This is a genomic window from Pseudosporangium ferrugineum (assembly GCF_003002065.1).
GTDB lineage: Bacteria > Actinomycetota > Actinomycetes > Mycobacteriales > Micromonosporaceae > Actinoplanes > Actinoplanes ferrugineus_A.
Map to the genome: position 1 here is coordinate 64,720 of NZ_PVZG01000009.1, position 23,025 is coordinate 87,744.

The following is a 23,025-nucleotide window of genomic DNA, read 5'->3' on the forward strand; positions in this document are numbered from 1 at the left end:
ATGGCGGCGACCAAGACCTTCCACTACAACAGCATCGACTCGACTGGCCGCAAGACCAAGGGCACCGTCGAGGCGGCCAACGAGGCCGCGGCCACCCACATGCTCCGCCAGCGCGGCGAGGTGCCGCTGGAGCTGACCGCGGCCGGCCAGGGCCTGAACATGGACATCAAGATCCCCGGCCTGGGCAACCGGGTCAAGCTCAAGGATCTGGCCGTGTTCGCCCGGCAGTTCGCGACCATGACCGCCTCGGGCATGTCGCTGCTGCGCTCGCTGGCGATCCTGGAGGAGCAGACGTCCGCGGCGCCACTGAAGCGGGCGGTCGCCGAGGTCCGGGCGGACGTGTCCGGCGGTGTGTCGCTGTCGTCGGCGATGGCCAAGCACGCCAAGGTCTTCCCCCGCCTGATGGTCGCCATGGTGCGCGCCGGCGAGGCGGGCGGCATGATCGATCAGGCGCTGGAGCAGATCGCCGCGAGCATGGAGAAGGACACCGCGCTCCGCGGCAAGATCAAGGGCGCGCTGACCTACCCCGCCATCGTGCTCTCCTTCACGTTCGTGCTGATCGCGGCGGTGCTGATCTTCATCGTCCCGGTCTTCGAGGCGATGTTCCAGAACCTGGGCGGCGAGCTGCCCGGCATCACCCAGTTCCTCGTCGACACCAGCCACAACATGTGGTGGATCGGCCCGCTCGTGCTGACGATCGGGATCACCCTGGGCGTCGTGTACAAGCGGCAGAGCCGCGACAACCCGAAGTTCCGGCTGGCCGTGGACCGGATCAAGCTGCGGATGCCGGTCTTCGGCTCGCTGTTCGGCAAGCTCGCCATGAGTCGCTTCTCGCGCAACCTGGGGCTGCTGCTCAACGTCGGCGTACCGGTCATGCAGGCCCTCGCCGTGGTCGGCGAGACCACCGGCAACGAGGTCATCAACCTGGCCATGCACGACGTCCAGTCGGCCGTCCGGGACGGCCAGCCGATGTCCTCGGCCATGCGCCGGCACAAGGTCTTCCCCGAGATGGTCACCCAGATGATCGAGGTCGGTGAAGAAAGCGGTCAGATCAGTCAGATGCTCGACAAGGTTGCCGATTTCTACGACAGGGAAGTCGACAGCGCCGCCGAGTCCCTGACCGCTTCGATCGAACCGATCATGGTGCTCGTCATGGGCTCCGTGGTCGGCGGGATGGTCATCTGCCTGTACCTGCCGATGTTCACCATCTACCAGAACATCCAAGGCTGAGGCCCTGGAGCAGTGACGACCGGTCTCCGGTCGACGTCGGGCGCCCGAGCCCGGAAACCCTCAACCCAGCTTCACCCTGACGCCACTCTGGAGGCACCCCCAATGCAGGACATCATCAACCGGCTTCGCGCCAAGAAGGACGACGAGGGCTTCACCCTCATCGAGCTCCTGGTCGTCGTGGTCATCATCGGTGTACTGGTCGCCATCGCTGTCCCGGTCTACCTGAACTACCGGCAGGGTGCCGCCGACAAGTCGGCCCAGTCCGATGTCCGCAGCGCGGTCAGCGCGGTCGAGCAGTTCTACACCGAGAACGGCAACGCCTACCCGACGGCGGCCGTCGAGGTGGACAACACCAACGGCGGCACCCCGAGCAAGGAGCTGGCGACGGGCTCGACCCAGAAGTTCACCGTGTCGGACAAGACCAAGCTCCAGTACGTCCCCGGCACCGGCGGCGCCTACAAGCTGTGCGCGACCAACGACGGCGGCAGCAAGAAGTTCTACCTCTACGACAGCACCAAGGGCGGCTCGGTCGCCGAGTCGAAGACCATCACCACCGCGAACTTCGCCACCTGCGGCTGATCCGAGGCAAGCACCCCGAACCCACCGCGAGACCCGAGGAGGACCCGTGTCGCAGCTGCTGCTCGGCATCGCCGGCCTGCTCGGTCTCGCGGTGGGCTCGTTCCTGAACGTCGTCATCCACCGCGTGCCGCGCGGCGAGTCCCTCGTCCGGCCCGGCTCGCACTGCCCGCGGTGCGGCACCGAGGTGCGCCACCGGCACAACGTCCCGGTGCTGGGGTGGCTGCTGCTGCGCGGCCGGTGCGCCGACTGCAAGGCGCCGATCAGCGCCCGGTACCCGCTCGTCGAGGCGGGCACCGGCGCGCTCTTCGTCGCCGTCGCGGCCAAGTTCGGCTGGTCCTGGGAGCTGCCGGCGTACCTGTACCTGGCCGCGATCGCGATCGCCCTGGCCGCCATCGACCTCGACGTGCTGCGGCTGCCCGACCGCATCGTGCTGCCGTCGTACGCGGTCGCCCTCGCCCTGCTGACGCCCGCCACCGTCGCCGGGCAGAAGTGGGACGCGGCCCTGCGCGGATTTCTCGCCGCCGGGGCGCTCTACGCCTTCTACTACCTGCTCGCCCTGGTGCCCGGCGGGATGGGCGGCGGCGACGTCAAGCTCGCTCCGCTGCTCGGCTTCTACCTCGGCTGGCTGAACTGGAGCTCGGTGACCGTCGGCGCCTTCGCCGCCTTCCTGATCGGTGGCGCGGTGGCGTTCGGTCTGATGCTGCTGCGCCGCGCCGGCCGCGGGAGCCGGATCCCGTTCGGGCCCGCCATGCTCGCCGGCGCGCTGCTCGCCGTGTTCGCCGCCGTACCCGTCGCGGACTGGTACGTCACCCTGTTCGTCCCCACCGTCTGAGCGAGATCCCGTCCCCCCTGAGCGAGAGAGGAGAACCGATGGCTGGCGTCATTCCGATCGGGCTCGACATCGGCTCGTCCTCCGTTCGCGCTGTGGAGGTGCGGCGCACGAAGGACGAGTACAACCTCATCAACTTCGGCCAGATCCCGCTGCCCCCGGGCACGATGCAGGCCGGCATCATCGCCGACCAGATGGCAGTCACGTCCGCCCTGAAGCAGCTCTGGACGGCCTGCAAGTTCGGCACCAAGAAGGTCGTCCTGGGCGTGACCAACCCGCAGCTCGTGGTCCGGGAGACCTCGGTGTCGAACCTGCCCGCCAAGGAGCTGCGCCGCTCGCTGCCGTTCCAGGTGCGCGACCTGATCCCGCTGGCCGTGGAGCGTTCCCTGCTGGACTTCCGGCCGCTGGAGGAACCGGGCGACGACTCCAACGTCCGCGGCCTGCTGATCGCCATGCCCAAGGACGCGGTGATGGACCTCATCCACGCCGTCGACAAGGCCGGCCTCCACGTCGTCAACGTCGACCTCGCCTCCTTCGCCCTGCTGCGCTCCGCCTCCCGGCTGGACGCCCAGGTCGAGGCGCTCGTCGACATCGGCGCGGCGGTCACCAGCGTGATCGTGCACGCCGACGGCGAACCGCTGTTCGTGCGTACGGTCCCCCGCGGCGGATCGGAGATCACCGAGAGCATCGCCACCCGGCTGGGCATCCCCGCCCCGGAGGCCGAGGCGCTCAAGTGCCGCTTCGGGTTGCACGGCGACGACCGGCCGGACGCGGCGACGGCGGTGGCCGAGGCGATCCGCCCGCTCATCAGCGAGCTGCGCAGCTCCTTCACCTACCTGGCCTCCGGCGAACGGCAGAAGCAGGTCACCCGGATCGCGCTCTGCGGCGGCGGCGCCCTGATGCCCGGCCTCGCGGAGCACGTGCAGACCCAACTCGGCGTCTCGGTGGTGTACGCCGACAGCGCGAGCCGGCTGCGGGACCTCCGCAAGGCACGGCAGCGCGGCTTCGACAGTTTCCTGCCCTCGGCCGCGGTGTCGATCGGGCTCACCCTGGGAGCGACGTCCTGATGGCCACCACACTCCTGCCGGTGGATCCGGCCCTGTCCGCGCAGCGGGTCAGCCGGATCCTCACCATCTCGGCGAACCTGCTCCCGGAGGAGATCATCGCCGGGCGGAGAGCCCGCAGGTTCCGCACCTGGGCCGTCGTCGTGGTCATCATCGTCGCCCTCCTCTGCGCCGCCTGGGTGGTCCAGGCCCGGCACCGGATGAGCGAGGCCGAGAAGGACCTGGCGGCGGCCGACGCGCAGATCGTGGACCTGCAGCGCGCCCAGCGCCAGTACACCTCCGTGGTGCAGCTGCAGCGGGAGACCGACACGCTGAAGAGCCAGCTCAAGACGGCCATGGCCGACGATCTCGACTGGGCGGCGATGCTGAGCATGCTGCGCAGCACCGGTGAGCCGATGAAGGTCGAGATCGAGGGCATCAACGGCACGCTCAACACCGCCGGCAGCGGCAAGTCGGCGGCGGAGTCGACCCTGCCGAGCACCAGTGATTCGGCCAATGTCGGCGCCGCGATCGTCAACGGCACCGCACCCGACAAGGAGGCGGTCGCCGCGTACGTCGACGCCCTCGGCAAGAAGGCGGCCATCGCGAACCCGTACGTCACCAACGTCGCCTCGGACGCGAAGAGCGACAAGGACGACAAGGACGTCGTGACCTTCAGCCTGTCCGTCTCCATCACCCGGGACGCGCTCTGCGGCCGGTTCGGGGAGTCCTGCAAGACCACCGGGGGCAAGTGATGGCGGCAGGTCGTACCGATCGGCTGTGGATGCTGGCGGGCGTCGTGCTGATCGCCGTGCTGGTCGCGCTGACCTACTTCGCCGGCGTCAGCCCCACCCATGCCTCCACGGACGCCCTCACCCAGCAGGCCGCGGACGTCCAGACGCAGGCCATCACGGTACGCAAGGAGGTGGCGAGGCTCGCGGAGGAGAAGAAGAAGGAGAAGGCTCTTCAGGCGACCCGCGACGCGTACCGGGACGCGCTGCCGTCCGGTTCCGGGGTGCCGGCGTTCCTCCGCCAGCTGCAGGCCGCCGGCACCGACCTGGGGGTGGACGTCAACGGCGTCACCGTCGGCGCCCCTGTCAAGGAGGAGAAGCAGGAGAACGTCTGGTCGATCCAGATCCAGCTCACCGCCGAGGGTGAGCCGGCCGGCCTCGACGGATTCCTGCGCCAGCTCCAGGGCGGCGGGCAGAAGCGCGCGGTCCTGGTCGAGGCGGCGAACCTCGAGGCCGGCGAGAAACCGGAGGAGACCAGGCTCAGCCTGACGATCAGGGCCTTCGTCGCCCCGGCGGCCGGCGCGGGCGCTCCCACCGTCACGGTGAACTGAGCCGTGACCGTCGAGGGCGCGATGCAGACGCCGGACGGTGCCTGGCGGGTCGAGGTGGTGCGGCGCGGGACCACCCGGTGGTACCGGATCGTGCACGGCGACGACGTCCTCGACTGGCTGTCCATCGCCGCCGTCGAACGCGTCCTCGACGAGGGCGGGGTCGACCGCCGGACGCTCGTCGAGGTCGATCCGCCGTATCGGCCGCCGCAATCCTCAACTTCGGCCGTACGCGGGCGATGAGGACCTTGACCCTTCATTCGTACGAGGACAGGAGTGGCATTGGCCACCGTTCGCACCGGCACCGCCGCGCCGCCCGGCGATGAGGGGCTTTCGCTGCTCGAGGTGCTGATGTCGATCGTCGTCATCGGGACCGTGATGGCCTCCGTGGCGCCCTTTCTCGTACGGTCGCTGAACGTCAGCGACCAGCAGCGCGGCGACCAGATCGCCGTGCAGGTGGCCAACGACGCCCTCGAACGCGTCCGCGGGCTCGACCCGACCTCCCTGCTGACCGGCCGGAGCAAGGCCGCCACGGACGCCCAGTGGTCGAAGGCCCCGGCCGAGGTCAAGGATCTGCTGCCGGCCGGTCTGGCCGCCGACCCGATGCTTCCGGTCACCTCCACGGCCGGACTCCGGGCGCCGCTGCCGACCGAGGAGAATCCGTTCCCGGTCAACGACATGACCTTCAAGCAGCAGTGGTACGTCGGACGCTGCTGGCAGCCGAAGGCCGACGCCACCCACACCGACATCGGCGCGTGCGGCGGGACCGCCACCGGCGTGCCGTTCTTCCGCGTCGTGGTGTCCGTGACGTGGAAGCACCGGGCCTGCACAAGCGGCAACTGCATCTACGTCGCGTCGACCCTGGTCAGCAACGCCGCCGACCCCGTGTTCGACATCAAGCGCCCGGCGCCGACCGTCACCGACCCGGGCAACCAGTACGCGTACCTCGGGTCCCCGGTCAACCTGCAGATCGGTTCCACCGGCGGCCGGCTGCCGCTCACCTGGACCGCTACCGGCCTGCCGGCGGGCCTCACCCTGTCGCCGACCGCCCTCGTCACCGGCACGCCGACAGCGCTCGGCACCTCCACCGTGGTGGTGAAGGTGACGGACAAGGACGGACGTACCGACGACTCCACGTTCACCTGGACCGTGGTCAACGAGCTGGTCCTGACCAACCCCGGCGACCAGCTGACCCGCCCGAGCACCGCGGTCTCGCTGACCGTGGCGGCGACCGGCGGCGTCACCCCGCGCGCCTGGAGCGCCACCGGGCTGCCGGCGAGCATGACGATCAACCCGACGACCGGGGTCATCTCCGGCACCACGCCGGCGGCCATCCAGACCCTGAACGTCACGGTCACGGTGAAGGACGGTGGCACCCGTACGCTGACCGTCGCCTTCGTGTGGCGCATCGCCCCGCCGCTGGTCCTCCCCAACCCGGGCAACCAGTCGGCGACGATCGGCGACAACGGCGACTATCCGCTGGCGGCCTCGGGCGGCGCACCGCCCTACGCGTGGACGGCGGCCAACCTCCCGGCCGGCCTGACGATCAACCCGACCACCGGCCGCGTCTCCGGCATCCTCACCCAGGGCACCCGCTACATCACGACCATCACGGTCACCGACAGCATGGGCATCAAGCAGACCGTGAGCGTCGTCATCTCGGTGGCCAACCGGACCGGCTCCGACCTGCGGATCACGGCGCCCAACCCGGCGAGCCCGAACCAGACGACGGCCCTCGGTGCCACCGTGTCGCTGACCGCCACCGGCCTGGGCGCGAACAAGCCCAGCTACCAGTGGACCGCCACCGGGCTGCCGCCCGGCGTGGCCCTCGCCCCGGACGGCGTCTTCAGCGGCAAGCCGACCGCCAAGGGCGTCCACCGCGTGACGCTGACCCTGACGAGCGACCAGAGCGTGGCGACGATGATGTTCGACTGGACCGTGACATGACCCGCGCCGCGCGGCCGGAGCGGGACGACGCCGGGTTCTCGCTGGCCGAGGTGCTGGTGACGATGGGCCTGATGGGCGTGGTGATGATGATCTTCACCGGCGCGATCCTCCAGGTCTACCGCACCAACCAGGCCACCGAGACGCTCACCGAGGCGCAGGGCCAGCTCGCCACGGCGTTCCAGCGGTTCGACCGCGAGCTGCGGTACGCCTCCTGGATCAGCACCGTCGGCCAGGTGGGCACCCGGTACTACGTGGAGTTCGCCGGCGCCGACCCGACCCAGTGCCGGCAGCTGCGGCTCGAGACGGCCGCCTTCACCAGCGGCAACCAGGGCTCCGGCCTGCTCCAGCTGCTGTCCTGGACGAAGGGCTCACCGCCCGCCTCCACCGCCCGCGGCCAGACGATCGCCTCGCAGATCGTCACCACGGGAGTGCCGCCGTTCTTCACCCGGCAGCTCGCCAACGAGGCCCCGTACGCCAGCCCCAGCCCCAGTGCGGCCCCGGTCGGCGCGGACTACGTCAACGACTTCCAGCGGCTGCGGGTCCGGCTCACCACCCGGTCCGCCGCCGGCAAGGCGTCGATCGACGTCACCTTCACCGCCCTGAACACCTCACGCCTGACTCCGGCCGCGAACGACTGCAGCGAAGGGAGGCCCACCACATGACGCTCCTGCCCCGACGCCGGCGCCACCGTGCGGGCACGACCGGCGACGATCGCGGCTCGATGCCGATGGCGCTGCTGGTGACGCTGGTCGCCATGTCGCTGAGCGCCGCCATGGCGCCGGTGGTCATGACGCAGGTCTCGGCCACCCGTGCGGTCGCCGGCCGCACGACGGCGCTGGACGCCGCCCAGGCCGGCATCGACGCCGCGGTGGCCCAGTTGCGCGCGGCGACCGCCGCCGGCAACCCCAAGGCGGGTCAGCTCGAGAACCTGCCGCCGTGCGTGATGACCGGCAGCCAGGACGTCGGCAAGAAGGCCGGCACCAAGGAGGTCGGGCTGCGCTACCGGATCACCATCAAGTATTTCGGCCTGCCGGCGAGCGCCGTCGACGACACCCCGGAGGAATTGCCCTGTCCCCCGACGGACGTGCCGTCGACCGCGACGCTGACCGCCACGGGCACCGGGTCGGGCACCGGGGCGCTCACGCCCGGCAGCCCGAACTCGCGCACGATCGAGGCCACGTACACGTTCAAGACCAACAACCAGAACATCGACGGGGGCGCCATCCAGCTCGCCTCGCCCACGACCAACCGGCTGTGCATGGACGCCGGCAGCAGCCCGCCGCCCGCCACCGGCACCGCGGTGTTCGTCCGGCCGTGCAAGTCGGACATCGACGCGGCGAGCGAGCAGCGGTGGGCCTACACCACCGAGCTCAACATCAAGCTGGTCGGCTCCGACACCTCGGGCACGCCGGCCGGCCTGTGCCTGGACGCGCCCGTACCGCACGCGAACAACGGCGCCGTGACACTCCAGCCGTGCCTGGGACGGACCGCGCGGCAGCAGTGGAGCCTGACCGACAGTTCCACCTTCCGGGGCACCACGGACGGTGTGAACCTGGACAACTACTGCCTCAACGCCTCGGTCGCCGGGGCGACCGGAGCGCTCCTGCTCGGCGGCTGCAGTGCCACCTCCAACAGGAACGTCTTCCGCTCCCAGGCCAAGGTGGGCGCCGGCACGGCCTCCGCCGCCACCGGCCAGCTGGTGAACTACAAGCAGTTCAGCCGCTGCCTCGACGTGACCAACTTCGACGTGAACATGACGTACATGATCGTCTGGTTCTGCAAACAGGCACCGGACGGCAACGTGTCGTGGAACCAGAAGTGGACGCTGCCGCCGCAGTCGACCAGCCTGGCCACCGCGGTGCCGGAGCGGATCCGGACGGCGGGCAGCGGCAACCCGGGCTACTGCCTGCGCACCCCGACGACCACGGCCGGCTACGTCACCCTGGCGTCCTGCACGTTGAGCGGCCCACTCACCGATCCGCGGCTGATCTGGACCATCTACGGCGACACCGGCGACTACACGACGAGCTACCGGATCGTCGACAGCAACGGCTACTGCCTCACCCCGACCGACCTGACGGTGACCACCCCGGACACCCACTCCGACGGCACCAGCAAGGTCAAGGTCGCCACGTGCAGCGGCTCTGAGCTGCAGAAGTGGAACGCCCCGGCCAACTTCAACAAGCCGCTGGTGCTGACCAACACGCAGGAGAAGTGACCGTCACGGCTGGGGCAGGCGCCAGACGCCGGTCGGGCCGGGAACCGTGGGGCAGGCGAGGTAGGGCGCGCGGACCTCGCAGCCGTACGGCACCGCGGCGTCGAGCGATCCGACGGTGTGCGCCCTGCCGTCCGCCGGGTCGGTGACGCTGACCCAGGTCCGGCCCCGGCCGGTGTCCGTACGCAGCCGCACACCCTCCACCGTCAGCACGTGCCCCAGCCGCTCGACGGCCGCCCCCGTGCGCGGGTCGATCACCACCGACTCCGGGTTGTTCGCCCCCTCGTACGCCACCAGCACCCCGTCCGGCGTGACCCCCGCGGAGGTCCAGGCCGGCTGGGTCCAGAGCACCGACCCGTTCCCGGGGTCGAGCCCGCTGAGCCCGTGGCCGTGCGCGACGCACAGCACCGGCCCGCAGTCGTGCACGTCGCCGACCGGCACGTCCTTCGCCGTCCACCGCACGGTCAGCCCGGGCAGCCCGTACGCGGTCAGCGACGTGCCCTCCCGTTCCCGCCGCGACAGGTAGAGCCGCTCCCCGGCCACCGCCGCCGTCGCGTAGCGGGGCTGCGCCGGGTCGCTCGACAGGGGCACCCCGAGCCTGCCGTCCCCGAGCACCGACCCGTCGGCGAAGCGCAGCGTCAGGACCCGCCCGTCGAGGCCCACGAGGACGATCCGGTCCGGGTGCTCCGACAGGTCGTTGGCGATCTCCGCGCGGGTGTCGACGATCCGGGTCCATACCCGCATCCCGGTGCGCGCGTCGGAGAGCGTCAGCCGGGTGTTCGTGTCGCTCAACTCGCTGCGCAGCAGCACCCGGGCGCCGGTCAGCGCGACCGCCGAGGTGGCCGCGGACTCCAGGTGCCACAGGATCGTGCCGTCGGCCGCGTCCAGGAAGGTCATCCGGGGGCCGTTGCCGGGCCGCGCCAGCAGCACGCCGGAGTCCGGGTCGAGGGTCAGCGACCGGACGTTCTGCGGCAGCGCCGTCGCCCACGCCCGGTCTCCGCCCGGGAGGTCGTACCGGGTCACCCCGGGCTCGCCGTCGGTGCCGCGGCCGAGGGCGGCCGTGTAGAAGGCCGACGGCCCGAGGGTGAAGGCCGCCGCGGCGGCGCCCCCGGCCGACAGCACCGGCGCCATCGCCGTCCCCTGCGGTGCCGCCGCGCTGACCCCCAGCAGGACGGCCGCCAGCAGCGCCGGGACCACCATCGGGCGCGGGCCCTCCGACGCCGCCCGGGGGCGCGGCGGGGCCAGATCAAGATCGATCACCGGTACGGCGTTCGTCACCCGTTCAGCATGCGCCGCGAAGGGCCGCTACGGGTACGCCCACAGCCTCCGGTGACGATGAGTAGGCTGACTGTATGTCCTATACGGTCCCGCCGACCCGCACGGCCGCCGTGGTGCGCCAGCTCCGGAACGAGATCGTGACGGGTGAGCTCCCGCCCGGCACGCTGATCAAGGATGCCGAGCTCGCCGCCCGGCTCGGCGTCAGCATCACGCCCGTGCGCGAGGCGATCGCCCAGCTCTCGGTGGAGGGCCTGATCGACATCGCCCCCAACCGCACCCGCCACGTCACCAAGGTCACCCAGAAGAACGCGCTGGAGCTCATCGATGTGATGAGCGTCCTGGCCTGCGCCGGCTTCGAGTGGGGCGTGGAGAACCTGACCGCCACCCACCTCGATCTGATGCGGCAGCGGCAGAAGGAGTTCGTCGAGGGGCTGCGCACCGGCAATGTGCTCGCCGCCGGCGCGGCAGGCGCCGACTTCAGCACGATCGCCATCCTGGCCAGCGGCAACCGCGAGCTGCAGTCGATGGTCGATCTGGTGGTCGCGCGCACCCTGCGGATCCTGGCGATGGGCGCGGAGAGCGACCTCTGGCAGGTCTGGACGACCGGCCACGACGAGGTGCTGGAGCTGCTCGAGCGCGGCGACAACCAGGGCGCGATCACGCGTTACCGGCAGATCTACGCCGACTTCCGCACGCTGGTGGCCAACCACCTGTTCCGGGAGTGACTCACCCCCCGGCCAGCCGCGGCAGCAGCGGGCCGAGCAGATCAAGGGCGTTCCGGCGTACGGCGTAGCGCGTGATCCCCCACCGCTCGCGATGCCGGCGCACCGCCGCGACGATCTCGTCCGCGGTGCCCACCAGGACGAACGGCACCTCGTGCAGCTCGCTCACGCTCATGCCCAGCCGCTCGGCGTGCTCGGCCAGGAACGCGCCGGCGTCGTCGGTGATCTCGACGAGCTGCACCAGCGCCTCCAGCGCCGCGCCGCCGCCCGAGCGGGCCAGCTCCACCTGCGCGTCGATCTCGGTGAGCCGCCACCGGGCCTCGTGCTGGTGCCCGTCGGCCTTGGTGCGGCCGAAGCCGGTGAGCCCCACGATGTCGGCGTGCTCGCCCGCCCAGCCCAGCAGGCGCGAGTTCGCCGTGCCCACCAGCAGCGGGATCCGTTCCTGCACCGGTCGCGGCTTCTCGAGGACGGCGTTGAGCATCGTCAGCTCCGGGCCCGCCACGGTGACCGTCTCGCCGGCGAGCAGCCGTACGGTCGCCTCGGCCACCGCCAGGCACCGGTCCACCCGGCCGGGCACACCGGGCCGCACCCGGCCGACCGCGTCCCATTCCGCCGGGGTGTGCCCGGCGCCGATCCCCAGCAGCGCCCGGCCGCCGGAGACCACGTCCAGCGTGGCCACGTCGGCGGCGAGCAGGATCGGCTCCCGTACGCCGGCGTTGGAGACGTAGGAGCCGAGCCGGATCGTGGAGGTCACCGCGGCGGCCGCGGCCAGCGCCACGAACGGGGACGCGCAGACGCCGGGGTGATCGGCGGCGAGCAGCGTGCCGAAGCCGGCCGCCTCGGCCCGCCGGGCGGTCTCCAGCCAATCGGCGGCGTCTGCGGGCTGCACCTGGAGCGCGAAATCGGCCATTCCTGTCCGTCCGTTCTGGAGACGCTCTGACATCTGTTCGGAGACGTGGATAAGTACCCGGAACGCCCCCCATCATGACGTCATGGATAAATCTGTTGCCGCACGACGCCTTCCGCGGCGGACGCTGGCCATCGCGGCAGCACTCGTCGTATTTGCCGGCCTACTTGTCGCCAACCTCGGCGACGCGCTGGCCGGCGGGGCGAAGGCGCAGGCAGCGGCCAATCATACGGTTACTTTCGCCAATGACAGCGGAGAAAAGATCTGGATCGGCAGCACGGTGAACGCGGACGGCTCCGAGAACTTCGGGAGCCTGCCGATCCTGGAACCGGGTCAGCGGGCCTCGATCGTGATTCCGGAAACGTCCGGGCCGGGACACTGGCGGGGTAAGTTCTTCGCCCGGCAACGGTGCACCGGCGAGCCTGGTAGCACGTTCCACTGCGCGGTCGGTGACTGCGGCAACGCGATGGACCACTGCGCGATCAACTCCGAGAGGCCGGCGAGCCTTGCCGAGTTCAACTTCGACCCCTCGGACCCGTACGGTTCACCCTGGTACAACATCAGCTACGTCAACGCCGTGTCGTTGCCGATCACGATCACGCCCACCGGCGGCCCGGCGCCCGTGCCGAACTCCCAGCATTGCGGGGAGGCGGGCTGCGCCAAACCGTTCCTCAAGGTCTGCCCGGAGGGCAATCTGATCCGCGATGACCAGGGTCAGCCGTTGAACTGCATCAACCCCAACCGGGATGCGGAAACGGACTACAGCCGGGCGCTCAACGGCGAATGCCCGAAGGCGTACAGCTGGTCCAAGCAGGATGCCGTCATCGGCAACCAGACCATGTTCCAGTGCAAGGAATGCTCGGGTTTCACGATCACCTTCCACGGCAACGGCACGGCCCCCGCGCAGGCCGTGGTACCGCCCGCTGTCGTGCCGCCGGTGAAGAAGCCGCCAGTCGCGCAGTACAGCGGAGAGCGAACCGCCGTCTCCAGCGCGATCGTGAACGACTGGCAGGGCAAATGCCTCGACGTCCGGAACGGCAACCTGTCCGACGGAATTCCGCTACAGGTGTCCGCCTGCAACGGCAGCAGGGGGCAGAGGTGGACCTTCGCAGGCGGGTCCCTGCGGACCGAGGGCAAACTCTGCATGGACGTCGCCTGGGGGTCGAGGGACAACGGTGCTGTCGTCCAGATCGCCAATTGCAGCGGTAACCCGGCTCAACAATGGGTCCTGTCATCCGCCGGCGATCTGGTGAATCCGCAGGCGAACAAGTGCCTCGACATCAAGGACTGGAACGCGGCTGACGGCGCGCCGCTACAGATCTGGGAGTGTGCCGGGTCCGTCAACCAGAAGTGGCACACAGCCTGAGCCCGTCTGCTGAGCAGAACGCGGGCAGCGGACCTGACGTTCGCTGCCCGCGGTGCGCAGGGGACAGGCGACGTCCCTCAAAGGGACGTGCTGCCGGAATCTGCGCGCGTCCTCTCCGCCCGTGAACCGGGGACATCCTCCGTCCGTCTTGTGGTCGACCCTGCCGAACGGGCAGAGCAGCCATGGAGGAGCGCGTGTTCACAGTCGCCATCGTCGCGGAGCATCCCGTCTCCCGCGCCGGAATGGAGAAGCTGGCGTCCGACGACACCGGCCTGCGGGTCGTGTCCGCGGTGGGCTCGGTGGCGGAGCTACGTCGGACCGCCGGCTCGTACGACGTGGTAGTACTGGACCTTCCGCACATCGACCTGGTGAACGTGCAGGAAGTGGCGGAGGTGGCCGCTCTCGGCCGCGCACTGGTCAGCTCGACGTGGGGTGGCTCCCCGACGCTGCTCGCGACGATCCGGGCCGGCGCTCGGGGTTGCATCAGCCGTTTCGCCGAGCAGCAGGATGTTCGTGCGGCGATGCGAATCATGGTGCAGGGCGGGTTCTACATCTGCCCGCGGATGGTCGGACAGTTCCAGTTCGAGCTCGCCAACCAGGCGCAGGCCGAGCAGAGTGGCCTCGCGCCCCGCGAGATCGAGACGCTGCGGTGGATCGCGTCCGGCTTCACGCACGCCCAGATCGCCGCGCGGATGGGACTGTCACAAGCAACCGTGAACACCTACGCCAAGCGGATCCGCGCCAAGCTGAACGTGAACAACAAGGCAGACCTGACCCGCATGGCGATCGAGCTGGGCCATTTCTCGCACGGTCGGCATTCCACACCGGCCGCGTAAGAACCTGCCACCCCGACCACCGAGAGCCCGAACGCCCGTATCGGCGGCGCCCCGGTCGGGGCGCCGCCGATACGTTCCAGGAAGCTCCGGTACCCGCAGTGATCAGACGGACGCCCGGCGGCGACGGGTGAACCACAGCAGGCCGGTGCCCAGCATGATCGCCGCGGTGCCGCCGTAGACGTACTTCGCCAGGTCGCCGATCGACGGCCCGGTGGTCGGCAGGGCGTCGCCGGCGTTGACGTCGTCCGCGTCCTCGCCGCCGCCGCCGCTCTCGCCCGCGTTCACCCGGACGTTCGCGTTGACGACCACGCCCGACTCGACACCGGCGGCGGACAGCACGACGTCGCCGTCGAGGCCGGCCAGCTTGACCACGGTGGAGAAGGTGCCGTCGGCGGACGCCCGCACCGTCCCGACCACCTTGCCGTTGACGGTGATCCGCACGAGTTCTCCGGCGCCGAAGCCGCGGCCGGAGAAGCGGACGGAGCTGCCGGTCGAAACGCTGCCGTCGGACACCCCGGCGGCGGGCGGGCCCACCGGGTAGGGGTCGGCCTGTGCCGCGGTGGAGCCCAGGAAGATGGCACACAGAGCCGCACAGATGACCAGGAAACCGCGTAGTGCTCGCACAGGCATCCTTTCTACGGTTATTCGGATAAAAGATTCATATACCTACGAACTTAACTTAGCGGTCGGACGGGCAGACGTCCGCTGATTCGATCGACTCCTGCCAGGCGGCCACGGCCGGCGTCACCCAGAGCCGGGGGCGCACGGGTACGCGGGGCAACTCCCCGGTCAGCACGGTGACCTCCAGCGTGCGCGAACCCCCGGCCGGCACATCGACCACCACCTGCCCCACGCCGCGGCCCCGGTCCAGCCCCGAGCCGAACATCGTCCGGGCCCCGTCGAGGCTCATCCGCTCGATGTGACCGCCAGCGGGGCTGTAGACGGCCACCACCGTCCGCGCGGTGTACGGATCGCCCGCCAGGCCCAGCCCCAGCACGTACGGCGGAAGCCCGGCCCGGGGCGCCACCGACCGCAACGTCAGCCGGACCGTCAGCCGCCGCCGGCCGTCGGAGCGGCACCCGCCGGTGCTCACGGCCACCGACTGCCGCAGGTAGTAGCCCAGCTTTGCGCCGCTGCCGTCGTTGAGGAACAGCCCCACGGTCGGGCGCGCGCCGTCCGCGGCGGGCAGCACCCCGGTCAGCACCGTGCCCGCCAGCTGCCGGTTCTCGGCGTGCCGCGCGCTCCACACCAGCAGCCGGCGCTCCCCGGCCGCCCGGGCGAGCGCCGCCAGCAGCCGCGGCGCGTCGAAACTGCGGCTGGTCATCGCGTCGAAGGTGGCCCGGGCGGCGGCGGCGAAAAAGGCGTCCTGCCGCTCGACGGAGACGTCCCGGGCGTACATCCGCGACAGCAGGGTGGGCACGGTGTTGGCGCCGGTGAGCGCCGGGCCGCCCGGCACCGGAACCGGCCCGATCACCCGCAGCAGGTACGACAGCGCCACCGGGTCGGTGGCGAAGACCCCGTCGACCGTACGGCCGGAGCGCCTGCGGTACATCTCCCGGGCCAGCGAGGCGGCGGTGGGAAAATGCGGTGTCACGTTGACGTCCGCCGGGAAGACGCCGAGCTTGTCCGTCCAGAGCGAGCGGTCGGCGGGCCGCAGCGGCAGGACCGGGCGGTCGAAGACCAGCCAGTCCGAGGCGGCGCCCTGGTCGATGATGCCGATCCGGCCGCGGTCCGCCCGCAGGACCACGAAGGCGCCGGGCATCCCGCCGGTGGCCCGCAGCTCGGCGGGGTTCTGGAACAGCACCAGGTAGGTGCGCCGGCCCTCCGCCCCCAGCAGGGACGGCAGGAGGGTGGCGCTGCGGTCGGCGGTCGCGGTCACCGCCGCGGCGTCCGCCAGCTGCGCCCGCAGGTCGCCGACCGCCGACCGGACGGGTTCCCGCAGGCCGTCGAGGGCGATCCCGTCGACGCGCTCGCGCGCCCGGCGGACCGCCGCGTCGGCCGCGGCGAGGCGCGGGGCGGCGCGCTGGAGGGGCGCGAGGTCGATGCGTCCGTCCTTCGGCGTCAGCGCCGCCGGGCCGACGGTGGCGGCGGTCTCCACCAGGGCGGGCAGGCCGTCCCGGGCCAGGTCGTCGAGGGCGGCGGCCATCGTACGGACGGCAGCGATCTCATCCCCGACGGCGGGCAACCGGGCGGCCACCCGCCAGCTCCGGCCGCTGGTGTCCGCGCGGGCCGCCCGCGTCTGCGCCTGGAGCGCGGCGAGCGTCCGTGCGGCGCCCGGATCGCCGGCGGTCAGCTGGGCCCGCAGTTGCGGCACGAGGGCGGCGGCGGCCTGAAGATGGTCCCGCGCGCTCAATCCGCGGGCGCCCACCCACGTGCCGCCCGCCGCGACCAGGCAGCCGACGACGCCGGCCGCGATCAGCGAGCGCCGGACCCACCTGCGCCGCGGCGTCCCGGCCTTCGCCTGCTCGTCCGGTTCGGGGCCGGGAACTTCCCGCCTGGGATCCACGTCAGCAGCTCCTTCGTCGGACTCGACCGTCTTACGGTGATAGTTCCGGAATCTCCTACTTCGGGGGGCCGGTTTGGCTTGAATGGGTTTCGTGCTCGTTCCGGCGTATTCAGGCGATCCCGGGCCGACGACGTGAGAGTCGTCGTCCCGGTCGAGGCGCGATTCGACCGCACGCCCGACGGCCGCGTGTGGGGCCTCACCCCGCCCACCCGGTCCTTCTGGGACCGCTACCTCGCCGTCTTCGACCACGTACGGGTGGTGGCCCGGGTCCGCGACGTCCCCGCCCCGCCGGCGGGCGCGCTCCGGGTCGACGGGGACGACGTCGAGGTCTGGCCGGTGCCCTGGTACCGGGGCCCGGGCGAGTACCTGACCCGCGCCGCCGCGGTACGCCGGGCGGTCCGCGGCGCCGCCGGCCCCTCGGACGCGGTCATCGCCCGGGTGCCCTCGGCCGTCGCCGGGCCGCTGATCGCCGCGCGGCGCGAGGCCGGGCTGCCGTACGCGCTCGAGGTGGTGGGCGACCCGCACGAGGTCTTCGGACCCGGCGTGGTCGCGCACCCCCTGCGCCCGCTGCTGCGCGCCTGGTACACCCGCAACCTGCGCGCCCAGTGCCGCGAGGCAGCCGCCGTCGCCTACGTGACCGAGCACGTCCTCCAGCTCCGCTACCCCGCGAGCCCCACGGTGGTCACGGCCGGCTACTCCAGCGTCGACCTGCCCGAGTCCGCCTTCGCCGCGGCGCCGCGCGGCGGGATACCGGCCCCGCTCGCCCCCGTCCTGGTCTCCATCGGCTCCCTCGACCAGCTCTACAAGGGGATCGACACGCTGATCGAGGCGGTCGCCGTGTTGCGCGGACGCGGGACGGCGGTGCGCCTCGTCCACGCCGGCGACGGCCGGTTCCGTGCTGCGCTCGAGCGGCTCGCGGCCGCGCGCGGGGTCGCCGACCGGGTGCGTTTCACCGGCCTGCTGCCGACCGGCGCCGCCGTACGGGACCTGCTCGACGCCGCCGACCTCTTCGTCATGCCGTCCCGCACCGAGGGGCAGGGCCGCGCGCTGATCGAGGCGATGGCGCGCGGGCTGCCCGCGGTGGGCTCGGCGGTGGGCGGCATCCCCGAGGCGCTCGACCCCGCCGACCTCACGCCGCCCGACGATCCCGCGGCCCTGGCCGAGGCCATCCAGGCGTTCCTCACCGACCCGCCCCGGCTGGCGGCGGCCTCCGCCCGCAACCTCGCCCGGGCCCGGGACTTCGCCGCCGCCACGCTCGCTCCCCGGCGTACGGACTTCTACACGGCCGTACGCCGGACCTGCGCGGCCGCCCCCGGGCGCGCACGACGGTGACGCGGCCGGCCCTGCGCCGTACGGTGGCCGGCCCGGGGGCACCGGTGACCGGAATGCTCGCCTGGAGTCTCGGCGGGACCGTGCTGGCCGCCGCCGGCCAGTGGGTCGCGATCGTGGCCCTCGCCCGCGTCGGCACCCCCGGGATGGTCGGCCAGTACGCCCTCGGTCTCGCGCTGGGCGCCCCCGTCGTGCTGCTGGCCGGCCTCGGCATGCGCACCGCCCAGATCACCGACCCGGATCCGGAGTTCCGCTTCGGCGACTACCTCCGGCTGCGCATCGCGGGCATGGCGGTGGCGCTGGCCGTCATCGTGGTGGTGGCGCCGCTGCTGGCACCCGGCGGCGCGGCGGTCGTCGTCCTCGTCGGCTTCGCCAAGGCGCTGGACGGCATCGGCGACATCTACCTGGGGCTTTTCCAGCGGCACGACCGGATGCGGCTGATCGCCCTGTCGCTCGGCGCCAACGGCGTGCTGACCGCCGTGGCGCTCTGCCTCCTGCCGGTGCTCGGCAGCCTGGTGTGGGCGACCGCCGGATCCGTGGTCGCGTCGGCCGTCACGAGCGTCGGCTTCTGCGTGTGGGCGGCCCGGCCGCTGCGGGGCACGGACACCGGTTCCGCCGACGCCGCTCCCACCCTCGCGCGGCTGAGGCGGTTGTTCGTGGTAACCCTCCCGCTGGGCGTCGCGTACGGCTGCTCGTCGCTGACCGCCAACGTCCCCCGGTACGTCGTCGCCCACGAGCTCGGCCCGGCGCCGCTCGGCGTCTTCGCGGCACTGGGCTACGTGGTGGTCGGCGCGACCGTCGTGTTCGGCGCGATCACCCAGGTGGTGCTGCCCCGGATGGCCCGCATGCACGCGGCCGGGGACCTCGGCGGCGTGCTGCGGCTGACCCGCGGGCTCTGCGCCGGAACCCTCGCGTCCGGGGTCGTGGTGGTACCGGCCGTCGCCGTCCTCGGTCCGGCCGCACTCGGCGTGCTCTACGGGCCCGCGTACGCCCGCAACGCCCCGATCCTGACGCTGCTGACCGTGGCCGCCCTCCTGGGTGGCGTCGTCTTCTTCCTCAACGCCGCCCTGTCCGCCACCCGCCGCTTCGGCAACCAGCTCGCGGTCAACGCCGCGGCCCTGGTCTTCGCCGTCGCCGCGGCGGCCGTGCTCGTGCCGTGGCTGGAGCTGGCCGGCGCCGCGTGGGCCGTGGTCGTGACCATGGCCGGCGAAGGCGCGCTGAAGGCCGTGCTGCTGCGCCGGGTGAGGAACCCATCGTCCCGCGTCACCCGTCCGGTGAGGAGCCCAGAGGTATGACCACAACCGCGATCCGGCGGCCCGGCGCGCCGGCCCGCACCGCACCGGCGGACGACCGCGGCACCACCGCGCTGGCGGGCGTGCTGCTGTCGATGGTGAGCATCATCCTGGCGACGGTGGACCCGCAGCTGCGCCACTGGTTCCTGGTGCCGGTCACCATCTGCGCGGTCCTGCTGGGCGCGGACATCATCGAGTGGCTGCGCCGCCGGTGCGACGTCCTCGATCCCCAGGCCCTGCTCGCCCTGATGGGGCTGCACTTCTTCTACGTGGCGCCGATCCTGCACGTCGTCCTCGACTACTGGATGTGGGAGACGTACCCCAGCGACGGGTGGCGCGACAGCCTCGGCGCCATGGCGATCCTCAACATGGCCGGACTCGCCGTCTACCGGGTGATCCTGTCTATGAGGAGCCGGCCCTCCCGGCGCGGACCGCACCGGGAGCTGAACGAAGCGGTCTTCCAGCGGGCCGGGGTCGCGGCGGTGATGCTGGGCGTCACCGCGTTCGCCGCCGAGGTGATGATGTTCGGCGGCGTGCAGGGCTTCCTCACCACGATGACCAGCAACCGGACCGAGCTCGCCGGCCTGGGCTGGATGCTCATCGTCGCGGAATCGTTCCCGTTGCTGGCGTTCGCCGTGGCGGTGGTGCGCTGGCGCCGGCCCCTCGCCGAGCGTCCGGCCGTGCTGGTCTCGCTCTGGCTCGGCTTCGCCGCCGTGCAGTTCGTCGTCTCCGGAGTGCGCGGCAGCCGCAACAACACCGTCTGGCCGGTGCTCGTCGGCGTCATCCTCATCCACTACCTGGTCCGCCGGATCTCCCGGAAGACGCTGGCCGGTTTCGTCGCCGGCTTCGCGGTCTTCATGTACGCGTACGGCCTCTACAAGGGAGCGGGCACGGACGTCCTCGAGATCATCAACGGCCGGCGCACGGTCGCCGAGGTCTCCGACCGCACCGGACGGGACGTGCCGACGGTGCTCCTCGGCGACCTGGGCCGCGCCGACATCCAGGCCGCGATCCTCGACGGGCTGCGGTCCGGGCGGGTCGAGCCGGTCATGGGTGCCACCTATCTCGCGGCGCCGCTGATCGCCGTACCCCTGGGCGTGCTGCCGGACCGGCCACCGGGCAAGGTCGCCGTCGGCACGGACGCGCTCTACGGCACCGGCGCGTACGACGCCGGCCTGCGGTCCTCCCGGGTGTACGGCATCACCGGCGAGGCGCTGCTCAACTTCGGCATCGGCGGGGGCCTGCTCTCGTTCGCGGTGCTCGGCCTGCTGGTCCGCGCGGCCCGGCGCTACTGCCGGGAGGCGCTGCGCGGCGACCGGACCACCGCGAAGCTGCTGTCGGCATCGCTCACCGTGGTCACCATCAGCGTCCTGTCCTGGGACGCCGACAACCTGGTGTGGTTCTCGCTCAAGCACGTCCTGCCGGTCGTCCTCGTCATCCTCGTGACGCTGACCTGGCCCACCGCCGGGCAGTCGCCGCACCGGGCCGGGGGTGCGGGATGAAGGCCGGATTCCGTGGCGACATCCAAGGGCTGCGCGCCGTCGCCGTGGTCGCCGTGCTGCTGTGGCACGCCGAGCTGACCTGGCTCCCGGGCGGCTTCGTCGGGGTCGACGTCTTCTTCGTCATCTCCGGCTACCTCGTCACCCGGATGCTGACCGGCCAGTTCCGGGAGACCGGCCGGTTGTCCCTCACCGACTTCTACGCCCGCCGCGCCCGGCGCCTGCTGCCGGCCGCGTGCGTGGTACTGCTGTCGACCCTCGTGCTGACCCGCCTCTTCCTGCCGTCGCTACGATGGTCGGACACCGCCTGGGACGTGCTGGCGAGCAGTCTCGGCGCGGTCAACTGGCGCCTCGCGGCCCGCGCGACGGACTACCTCTCCCAGGACGCGGCGCCCAGCATCGTCCAGCACTACTGGTCGCTGTCCGTGGAGACGCAGTTCTACCTGGTCTGGCCGCTGCTGGTGCTGGTCGTCGTGCTGGCCTGGGCCCGGTACGCCCGCGCCCGCCACGACCACGCCCGGGTGGGCCGCAACAGCCTCCAGGTGTGGCTGACGGTCGCGTTCGCCGCGGTCTTCGCCGCCTCCCTCGCCGAGTCGGTCCGCGCCACGGCCACCGACCCCGGGACCGCCTACTTCGCGACGACCACGCGGGTGTGGGAGCTCGCGCTGGGCGGCATCCTGGCCGTCGCCGCCCCCTGGCTCCGGCGGCTGCCCGCCGTGGCCGCCGCCGGCCTGGGCTGGCTGGGCGTCGCCGCGATCGGGTACGCCGTCGCCGCGTACAGCAGCACCACGGCCTTTCCGGGCCACGCCGCGCTGCTGCCCACCCTCGGCGCCGCCGGCATCATCGCCTGCGGTGCCACCGCCGGACGGAAGGGCCCCGCGCTCCTGCTCGACACCGCTCCCCTGCGGTTCGTCGGTGCCCTGTCCTACTCCATCTACCTGTGGCACTGGCCGCTGCTGACGCTGGCGGAGGCACGCTACGGGCCGATGCCCGTCGCGGCGTCGGTCTGCGTGGCCCTCGCCTCGGTGCTGCCCGCCTGGCTGACCTACCGGCTGGTGGAGAACCCCGTACGGCGGGACCGGCGCTGGCACCGCACGCCCGCCGCCGCGCTGCGCTCCGGGGTGCTGGCGACCGGGGCGACCGTCGCGGCGGTGCTCATCTTCCTTCAGCTCTTCGTGTGGCCGACCGCCTGGCGCGCGACGACCGTCGACACTCTCGCCGCGGGCACCGCCGCCGCGGCCGGCGAACGGATCGGGGCGGAGGTGCTCCGCGACCCGCCGGGCGGCGACCGGCGCGGCGCACCGGTCGACCGGGTCGCCCGGCTGCTCCCCGACACCACGGCGATCCGCCTCGACGTGCCGGAGTCCTACGCCCGGAAATGTCACCAGGACGACCGCGGTGACGCGCCCCTGCGCTGCGAGTACGGCCACCGCACCGGCAGGTTCACGGTGGCGCTGGTCGGCGATTCCCACGCCACGCAATGGGTTCCGGCGCTGGAGGGTGCCGCCACCCGACGGCACTGGCGGCTGATCACGTACACGAAGTCGGCCTGCCCGTTCGCCGCTATGGAGGTGGCGCACCCGGTGCACAAGCCGTACGACACCTGCCTGCGCTGGAACGGCAACGTCCTCGCGAAGCTGCTGGCCGACCCGCCCGACCTGGTGGTGGTGAGCGGCAGCTCCTACGAGGTGGTCCGCGACGGCGAGATCCTCGGCGCCGGCGAGAGCGTGTCGGCGTCGGCCGAGGGCCTCCGCTCCCACCTGCGCGCGCTCACCGCGGCCTCCGTCCCGGTGGTGGTCCTGCGCGACACCCCGCACCCGCACCGGGACCTCGCCGAGTGCGTCTCCGCGCACCGCAACCGGCTGACCGCCTGCGCCTACGATCGCGCGTCGTCCGAGGGCGGCGCCGACCAGCTGGCCGCGGTCCAGGGAATGGCGGGCGTACGGCTGGTCGACCTCAGCGACGCCATCTGCCCCACCGACCCGTGCGCGGCCGTCATCGGCCGGGTAGTGGTCTATCGCGACTCCAACCACCTGAGTGCCACGTACGCCCGCACGCTGGCCGACCGGCTGGGCGACGCCCTCGTCGCCCGGAAGCGGTAGGCCCCC

General features: G+C 72.0%; 21 protein-coding genes. 17 read left to right on the forward strand and 4 right to left on the reverse strand.

Annotation, left to right across the window (positions count from 1 at the left end; translation table 11 throughout):
- The 10 genes from CLV70_RS19770 (at nucleotide 1) to CLV70_RS19815 (ending at nucleotide 9,185) form a co-directional block, all read left to right on the forward strand.
- Nucleotides 1–1,230: a type II secretion system F family protein gene (locus CLV70_RS19770; RefSeq protein ID WP_106128012.1), complete on the forward strand. Its 1,230-nt coding sequence runs from the start codon at nucleotides 1–3 to the stop codon at nucleotides 1,228–1,230.
- A 102-nt stretch (nucleotides 1,231–1,332) separates the two neighbouring features.
- Nucleotides 1,333–1,809, forward strand: a complete 477-nt coding sequence (locus tag CLV70_RS19775; RefSeq protein WP_106128013.1) for a prepilin-type N-terminal cleavage/methylation domain-containing protein — start codon at nucleotides 1,333–1,335, stop codon at nucleotides 1,807–1,809.
- Between the two features lie 46 nt (nucleotides 1,810–1,855).
- Entirely contained in the window at nucleotides 1,856–2,641 is a 786-nt protein-coding gene (locus CLV70_RS19780; RefSeq protein ID WP_106128014.1) for a prepilin peptidase, read from the forward strand.
- Between the two features lie 38 nt (nucleotides 2,642–2,679).
- Complete coding sequence (gene pilM, locus CLV70_RS19785) at nucleotides 2,680–3,705, forward strand: type IV pilus assembly protein PilM (RefSeq protein ID WP_106128015.1); 1,026 nt, start codon at nucleotides 2,680–2,682, stop codon at nucleotides 3,703–3,705.
- Nucleotides 3,705–4,436 (forward strand): hypothetical protein, encoded by a 732-nt coding sequence (locus tag CLV70_RS19790; protein ID WP_106128017.1) that lies wholly within the window; start codon nucleotides 3,705–3,707, stop codon nucleotides 4,434–4,436. The genes pilM and CLV70_RS19790 overlap by 1 nt, the downstream gene beginning before the upstream one ends.
- Nucleotides 4,436–5,023 carry a type 4a pilus biogenesis protein PilO gene (gene pilO / locus CLV70_RS19795; RefSeq protein ID WP_146164101.1) on the forward strand — a complete coding sequence of 196 codons (588 nt, stop codon included), beginning with the start codon at nucleotides 4,436–4,438 and terminating at the stop codon, nucleotides 5,021–5,023. Before CLV70_RS19790 ends, pilO begins: the two co-directional genes overlap by 1 nt.
- Nucleotides 5,024–5,026: 3 nt before the next feature.
- Entirely contained in the window at nucleotides 5,027–5,263 is a 237-nt protein-coding gene (locus CLV70_RS19800; protein WP_106128020.1) for a hypothetical protein, read from the forward strand.
- A 39-nt stretch (nucleotides 5,264–5,302) separates the two neighbouring features.
- Nucleotides 5,303–6,967 carry a putative Ig domain-containing protein gene (locus CLV70_RS19805; RefSeq protein WP_106128021.1) on the forward strand — a complete coding sequence of 555 codons (1,665 nt, stop codon included), beginning with the start codon at nucleotides 5,303–5,305 and terminating at the stop codon, nucleotides 6,965–6,967.
- Complete coding sequence (locus CLV70_RS19810) at nucleotides 6,964–7,629, forward strand: prepilin-type N-terminal cleavage/methylation domain-containing protein (RefSeq protein WP_106128022.1); 666 nt, start codon at nucleotides 6,964–6,966, stop codon at nucleotides 7,627–7,629. Before CLV70_RS19805 ends, CLV70_RS19810 begins: the two co-directional genes overlap by 4 nt.
- The gene (locus CLV70_RS19815; protein ID WP_106128023.1) at nucleotides 7,626–9,185 is read left to right on the forward strand and encodes a ricin-type beta-trefoil lectin domain protein; all 1,560 of its coding nucleotides are present in this window, start codon (nucleotides 7,626–7,628) and stop codon (nucleotides 9,183–9,185) included. The genes CLV70_RS19810 and CLV70_RS19815 overlap by 4 nt, the downstream gene beginning before the upstream one ends.
- A 3-nt stretch (nucleotides 9,186–9,188) precedes the next feature.
- Here the strand turns inward: CLV70_RS19815 and CLV70_RS19820 are convergent, their stop codons facing one another.
- Nucleotides 9,189–10,460 carry an outer membrane protein assembly factor BamB family protein gene (locus CLV70_RS19820; protein ID WP_106128024.1) on the reverse strand — a complete coding sequence of 424 codons (1,272 nt, stop codon included), beginning with the start codon at nucleotides 10,458–10,460 and terminating at the stop codon, nucleotides 9,189–9,191.
- 74 nt (nucleotides 10,461–10,534) lie between these two features.
- Here CLV70_RS19820 and CLV70_RS19825 point away from each other — a divergent pair, with 74 nt between their 5' ends.
- The gene (locus CLV70_RS19825; protein WP_106128026.1) at nucleotides 10,535–11,185 is read left to right on the forward strand and encodes a GntR family transcriptional regulator; all 651 of its coding nucleotides are present in this window, start codon (nucleotides 10,535–10,537) and stop codon (nucleotides 11,183–11,185) included.
- Between the two features lies 1 nt (nucleotide 11,186).
- Here the strand turns inward: CLV70_RS19825 and CLV70_RS19830 are convergent, their stop codons facing one another.
- Nucleotides 11,187–12,092 (reverse strand): LLM class flavin-dependent oxidoreductase, encoded by a 906-nt coding sequence (locus CLV70_RS19830; protein WP_106128027.1) that lies wholly within the window; start codon nucleotides 12,090–12,092, stop codon nucleotides 11,187–11,189.
- A gap of 82 nt (nucleotides 12,093–12,174) precedes the next feature.
- Between CLV70_RS19830 and CLV70_RS41135 the strand changes: the two genes are divergently transcribed.
- Together CLV70_RS41135 and CLV70_RS19840 are read left to right on the forward strand one after the other, a co-directional pair.
- Nucleotides 12,175–13,455, forward strand: a complete 1,281-nt coding sequence (locus CLV70_RS41135) for a thaumatin family protein (RefSeq protein WP_245908337.1) — start codon at nucleotides 12,175–12,177, stop codon at nucleotides 13,453–13,455.
- 182 nt (nucleotides 13,456–13,637) lie between these two features.
- The gene (locus CLV70_RS19840) at nucleotides 13,638–14,291 is read left to right on the forward strand and encodes a response regulator transcription factor (protein ID WP_106128028.1); all 654 of its coding nucleotides are present in this window, start codon (nucleotides 13,638–13,640) and stop codon (nucleotides 14,289–14,291) included.
- Between the two features lie 102 nt (nucleotides 14,292–14,393).
- Here CLV70_RS19840 and CLV70_RS19845 read toward each other — a convergent pair whose 3' ends face one another.
- Both CLV70_RS19845 and CLV70_RS19850 read right to left on the reverse strand, forming a co-directional pair.
- Nucleotides 14,394–14,915 (reverse strand): hypothetical protein, encoded by a 522-nt coding sequence (locus CLV70_RS19845; protein WP_146164102.1) that lies wholly within the window; start codon nucleotides 14,913–14,915, stop codon nucleotides 14,394–14,396.
- 55 nt (nucleotides 14,916–14,970) lie between these two features.
- A complete protein-coding gene (locus CLV70_RS19850; RefSeq protein WP_106128031.1) occupies nucleotides 14,971–16,797 on the reverse strand; it encodes a DUF4012 domain-containing protein in 1,827 nt (608 codons plus the stop codon).
- A 132-nt stretch (nucleotides 16,798–16,929) separates the two neighbouring features.
- Between CLV70_RS19850 and CLV70_RS19855 the strand changes: the two genes are divergently transcribed.
- Genes CLV70_RS19855 through CLV70_RS19870 form a run of 4 tightly spaced genes read left to right on the forward strand, consistent with a single transcriptional unit; the run spans nucleotide 16,930 to nucleotide 23,019 of the window.
- Complete coding sequence (locus CLV70_RS19855; protein ID WP_106128032.1) at nucleotides 16,930–18,129, forward strand: glycosyltransferase family 4 protein; 1,200 nt, start codon at nucleotides 16,930–16,932, stop codon at nucleotides 18,127–18,129.
- Nucleotides 18,126–19,421 carry a lipopolysaccharide biosynthesis protein gene (locus CLV70_RS19860; RefSeq protein ID WP_106128033.1) on the forward strand — a complete coding sequence of 432 codons (1,296 nt, stop codon included), beginning with the start codon at nucleotides 18,126–18,128 and terminating at the stop codon, nucleotides 19,419–19,421. Before CLV70_RS19855 ends, CLV70_RS19860 begins: the two co-directional genes overlap by 4 nt.
- A complete protein-coding gene (locus CLV70_RS19865; RefSeq protein WP_106128034.1) occupies nucleotides 19,418–20,920 on the forward strand; it encodes a hypothetical protein in 1,503 nt (500 codons plus the stop codon). Before CLV70_RS19860 ends, CLV70_RS19865 begins: the two co-directional genes overlap by 4 nt.
- On the forward strand, nucleotides 20,917–23,019 hold the full coding sequence (locus CLV70_RS19870; RefSeq protein WP_106128035.1) for an acyltransferase family protein: 2,103 nt from the start codon (nucleotides 20,917–20,919) through the stop codon (nucleotides 23,017–23,019). Before CLV70_RS19865 ends, CLV70_RS19870 begins: the two co-directional genes overlap by 4 nt.
- Nucleotides 23,020–23,025 lie beyond the last annotated feature (6 nt).

What these genes read in the sequence shown, in the direction of transcription:
- CLV70_RS19775 (WP_106128013.1), top strand. Translation starts at nt 1,333, where the DNA reads ATGCAGGACATCATCAACCGGCTTCGCGCCAAGAAGGACGACGAGGGC.
- pilO (WP_146164101.1), top strand. Translation starts at nt 4,436, where the DNA reads ATGGCGGCAGGTCGTACCGATCGGCTGTGGATGCTGGCGGGCGTCGTG.
- CLV70_RS19840 (WP_106128028.1), top strand. Translation starts at nt 13,638, where the DNA reads ATGGAGGAGCGCGTGTTCACAGTCGCCATCGTCGCGGAGCATCCCGTC.
- CLV70_RS19870 (WP_106128035.1), top strand. Translation starts at nt 20,917, where the DNA reads ATGAAGGCCGGATTCCGTGGCGACATCCAAGGGCTGCGCGCCGTCGCC.
- CLV70_RS19770 (WP_106128012.1), top strand. Translation starts at nt 1, where the DNA reads ATGGCGGCGACCAAGACCTTCCACTACAACAGCATCGACTCGACTGGC.
- CLV70_RS19790 (WP_106128017.1), top strand. Translation starts at nt 3,705, where the DNA reads ATGGCCACCACACTCCTGCCGGTGGATCCGGCCCTGTCCGCGCAGCGG.
- CLV70_RS19815 (WP_106128023.1), top strand. Translation starts at nt 7,626, where the DNA reads ATGACGCTCCTGCCCCGACGCCGGCGCCACCGTGCGGGCACGACCGGC.
- CLV70_RS19865 (WP_106128034.1), top strand. Translation starts at nt 19,418, where the DNA reads ATGACCACAACCGCGATCCGGCGGCCCGGCGCGCCGGCCCGCACCGCA.
- CLV70_RS41135 (WP_245908337.1), top strand. Translation starts at nt 12,175, where the DNA reads ATGGATAAATCTGTTGCCGCACGACGCCTTCCGCGGCGGACGCTGGCC.
- CLV70_RS19830 (WP_106128027.1), bottom strand. Translation starts at nt 12,092, where the DNA reads ATGGCCGATTTCGCGCTCCAGGTGCAGCCCGCAGACGCCGCCGATTGG.
- CLV70_RS19810 (WP_106128022.1), top strand. Translation starts at nt 6,964, where the DNA reads ATGACCCGCGCCGCGCGGCCGGAGCGGGACGACGCCGGGTTCTCGCTG.
- CLV70_RS19825 (WP_106128026.1), top strand. Translation starts at nt 10,535, where the DNA reads ATGTCCTATACGGTCCCGCCGACCCGCACGGCCGCCGTGGTGCGCCAG.
- pilM (WP_106128015.1), top strand. Translation starts at nt 2,680, where the DNA reads ATGGCTGGCGTCATTCCGATCGGGCTCGACATCGGCTCGTCCTCCGTT.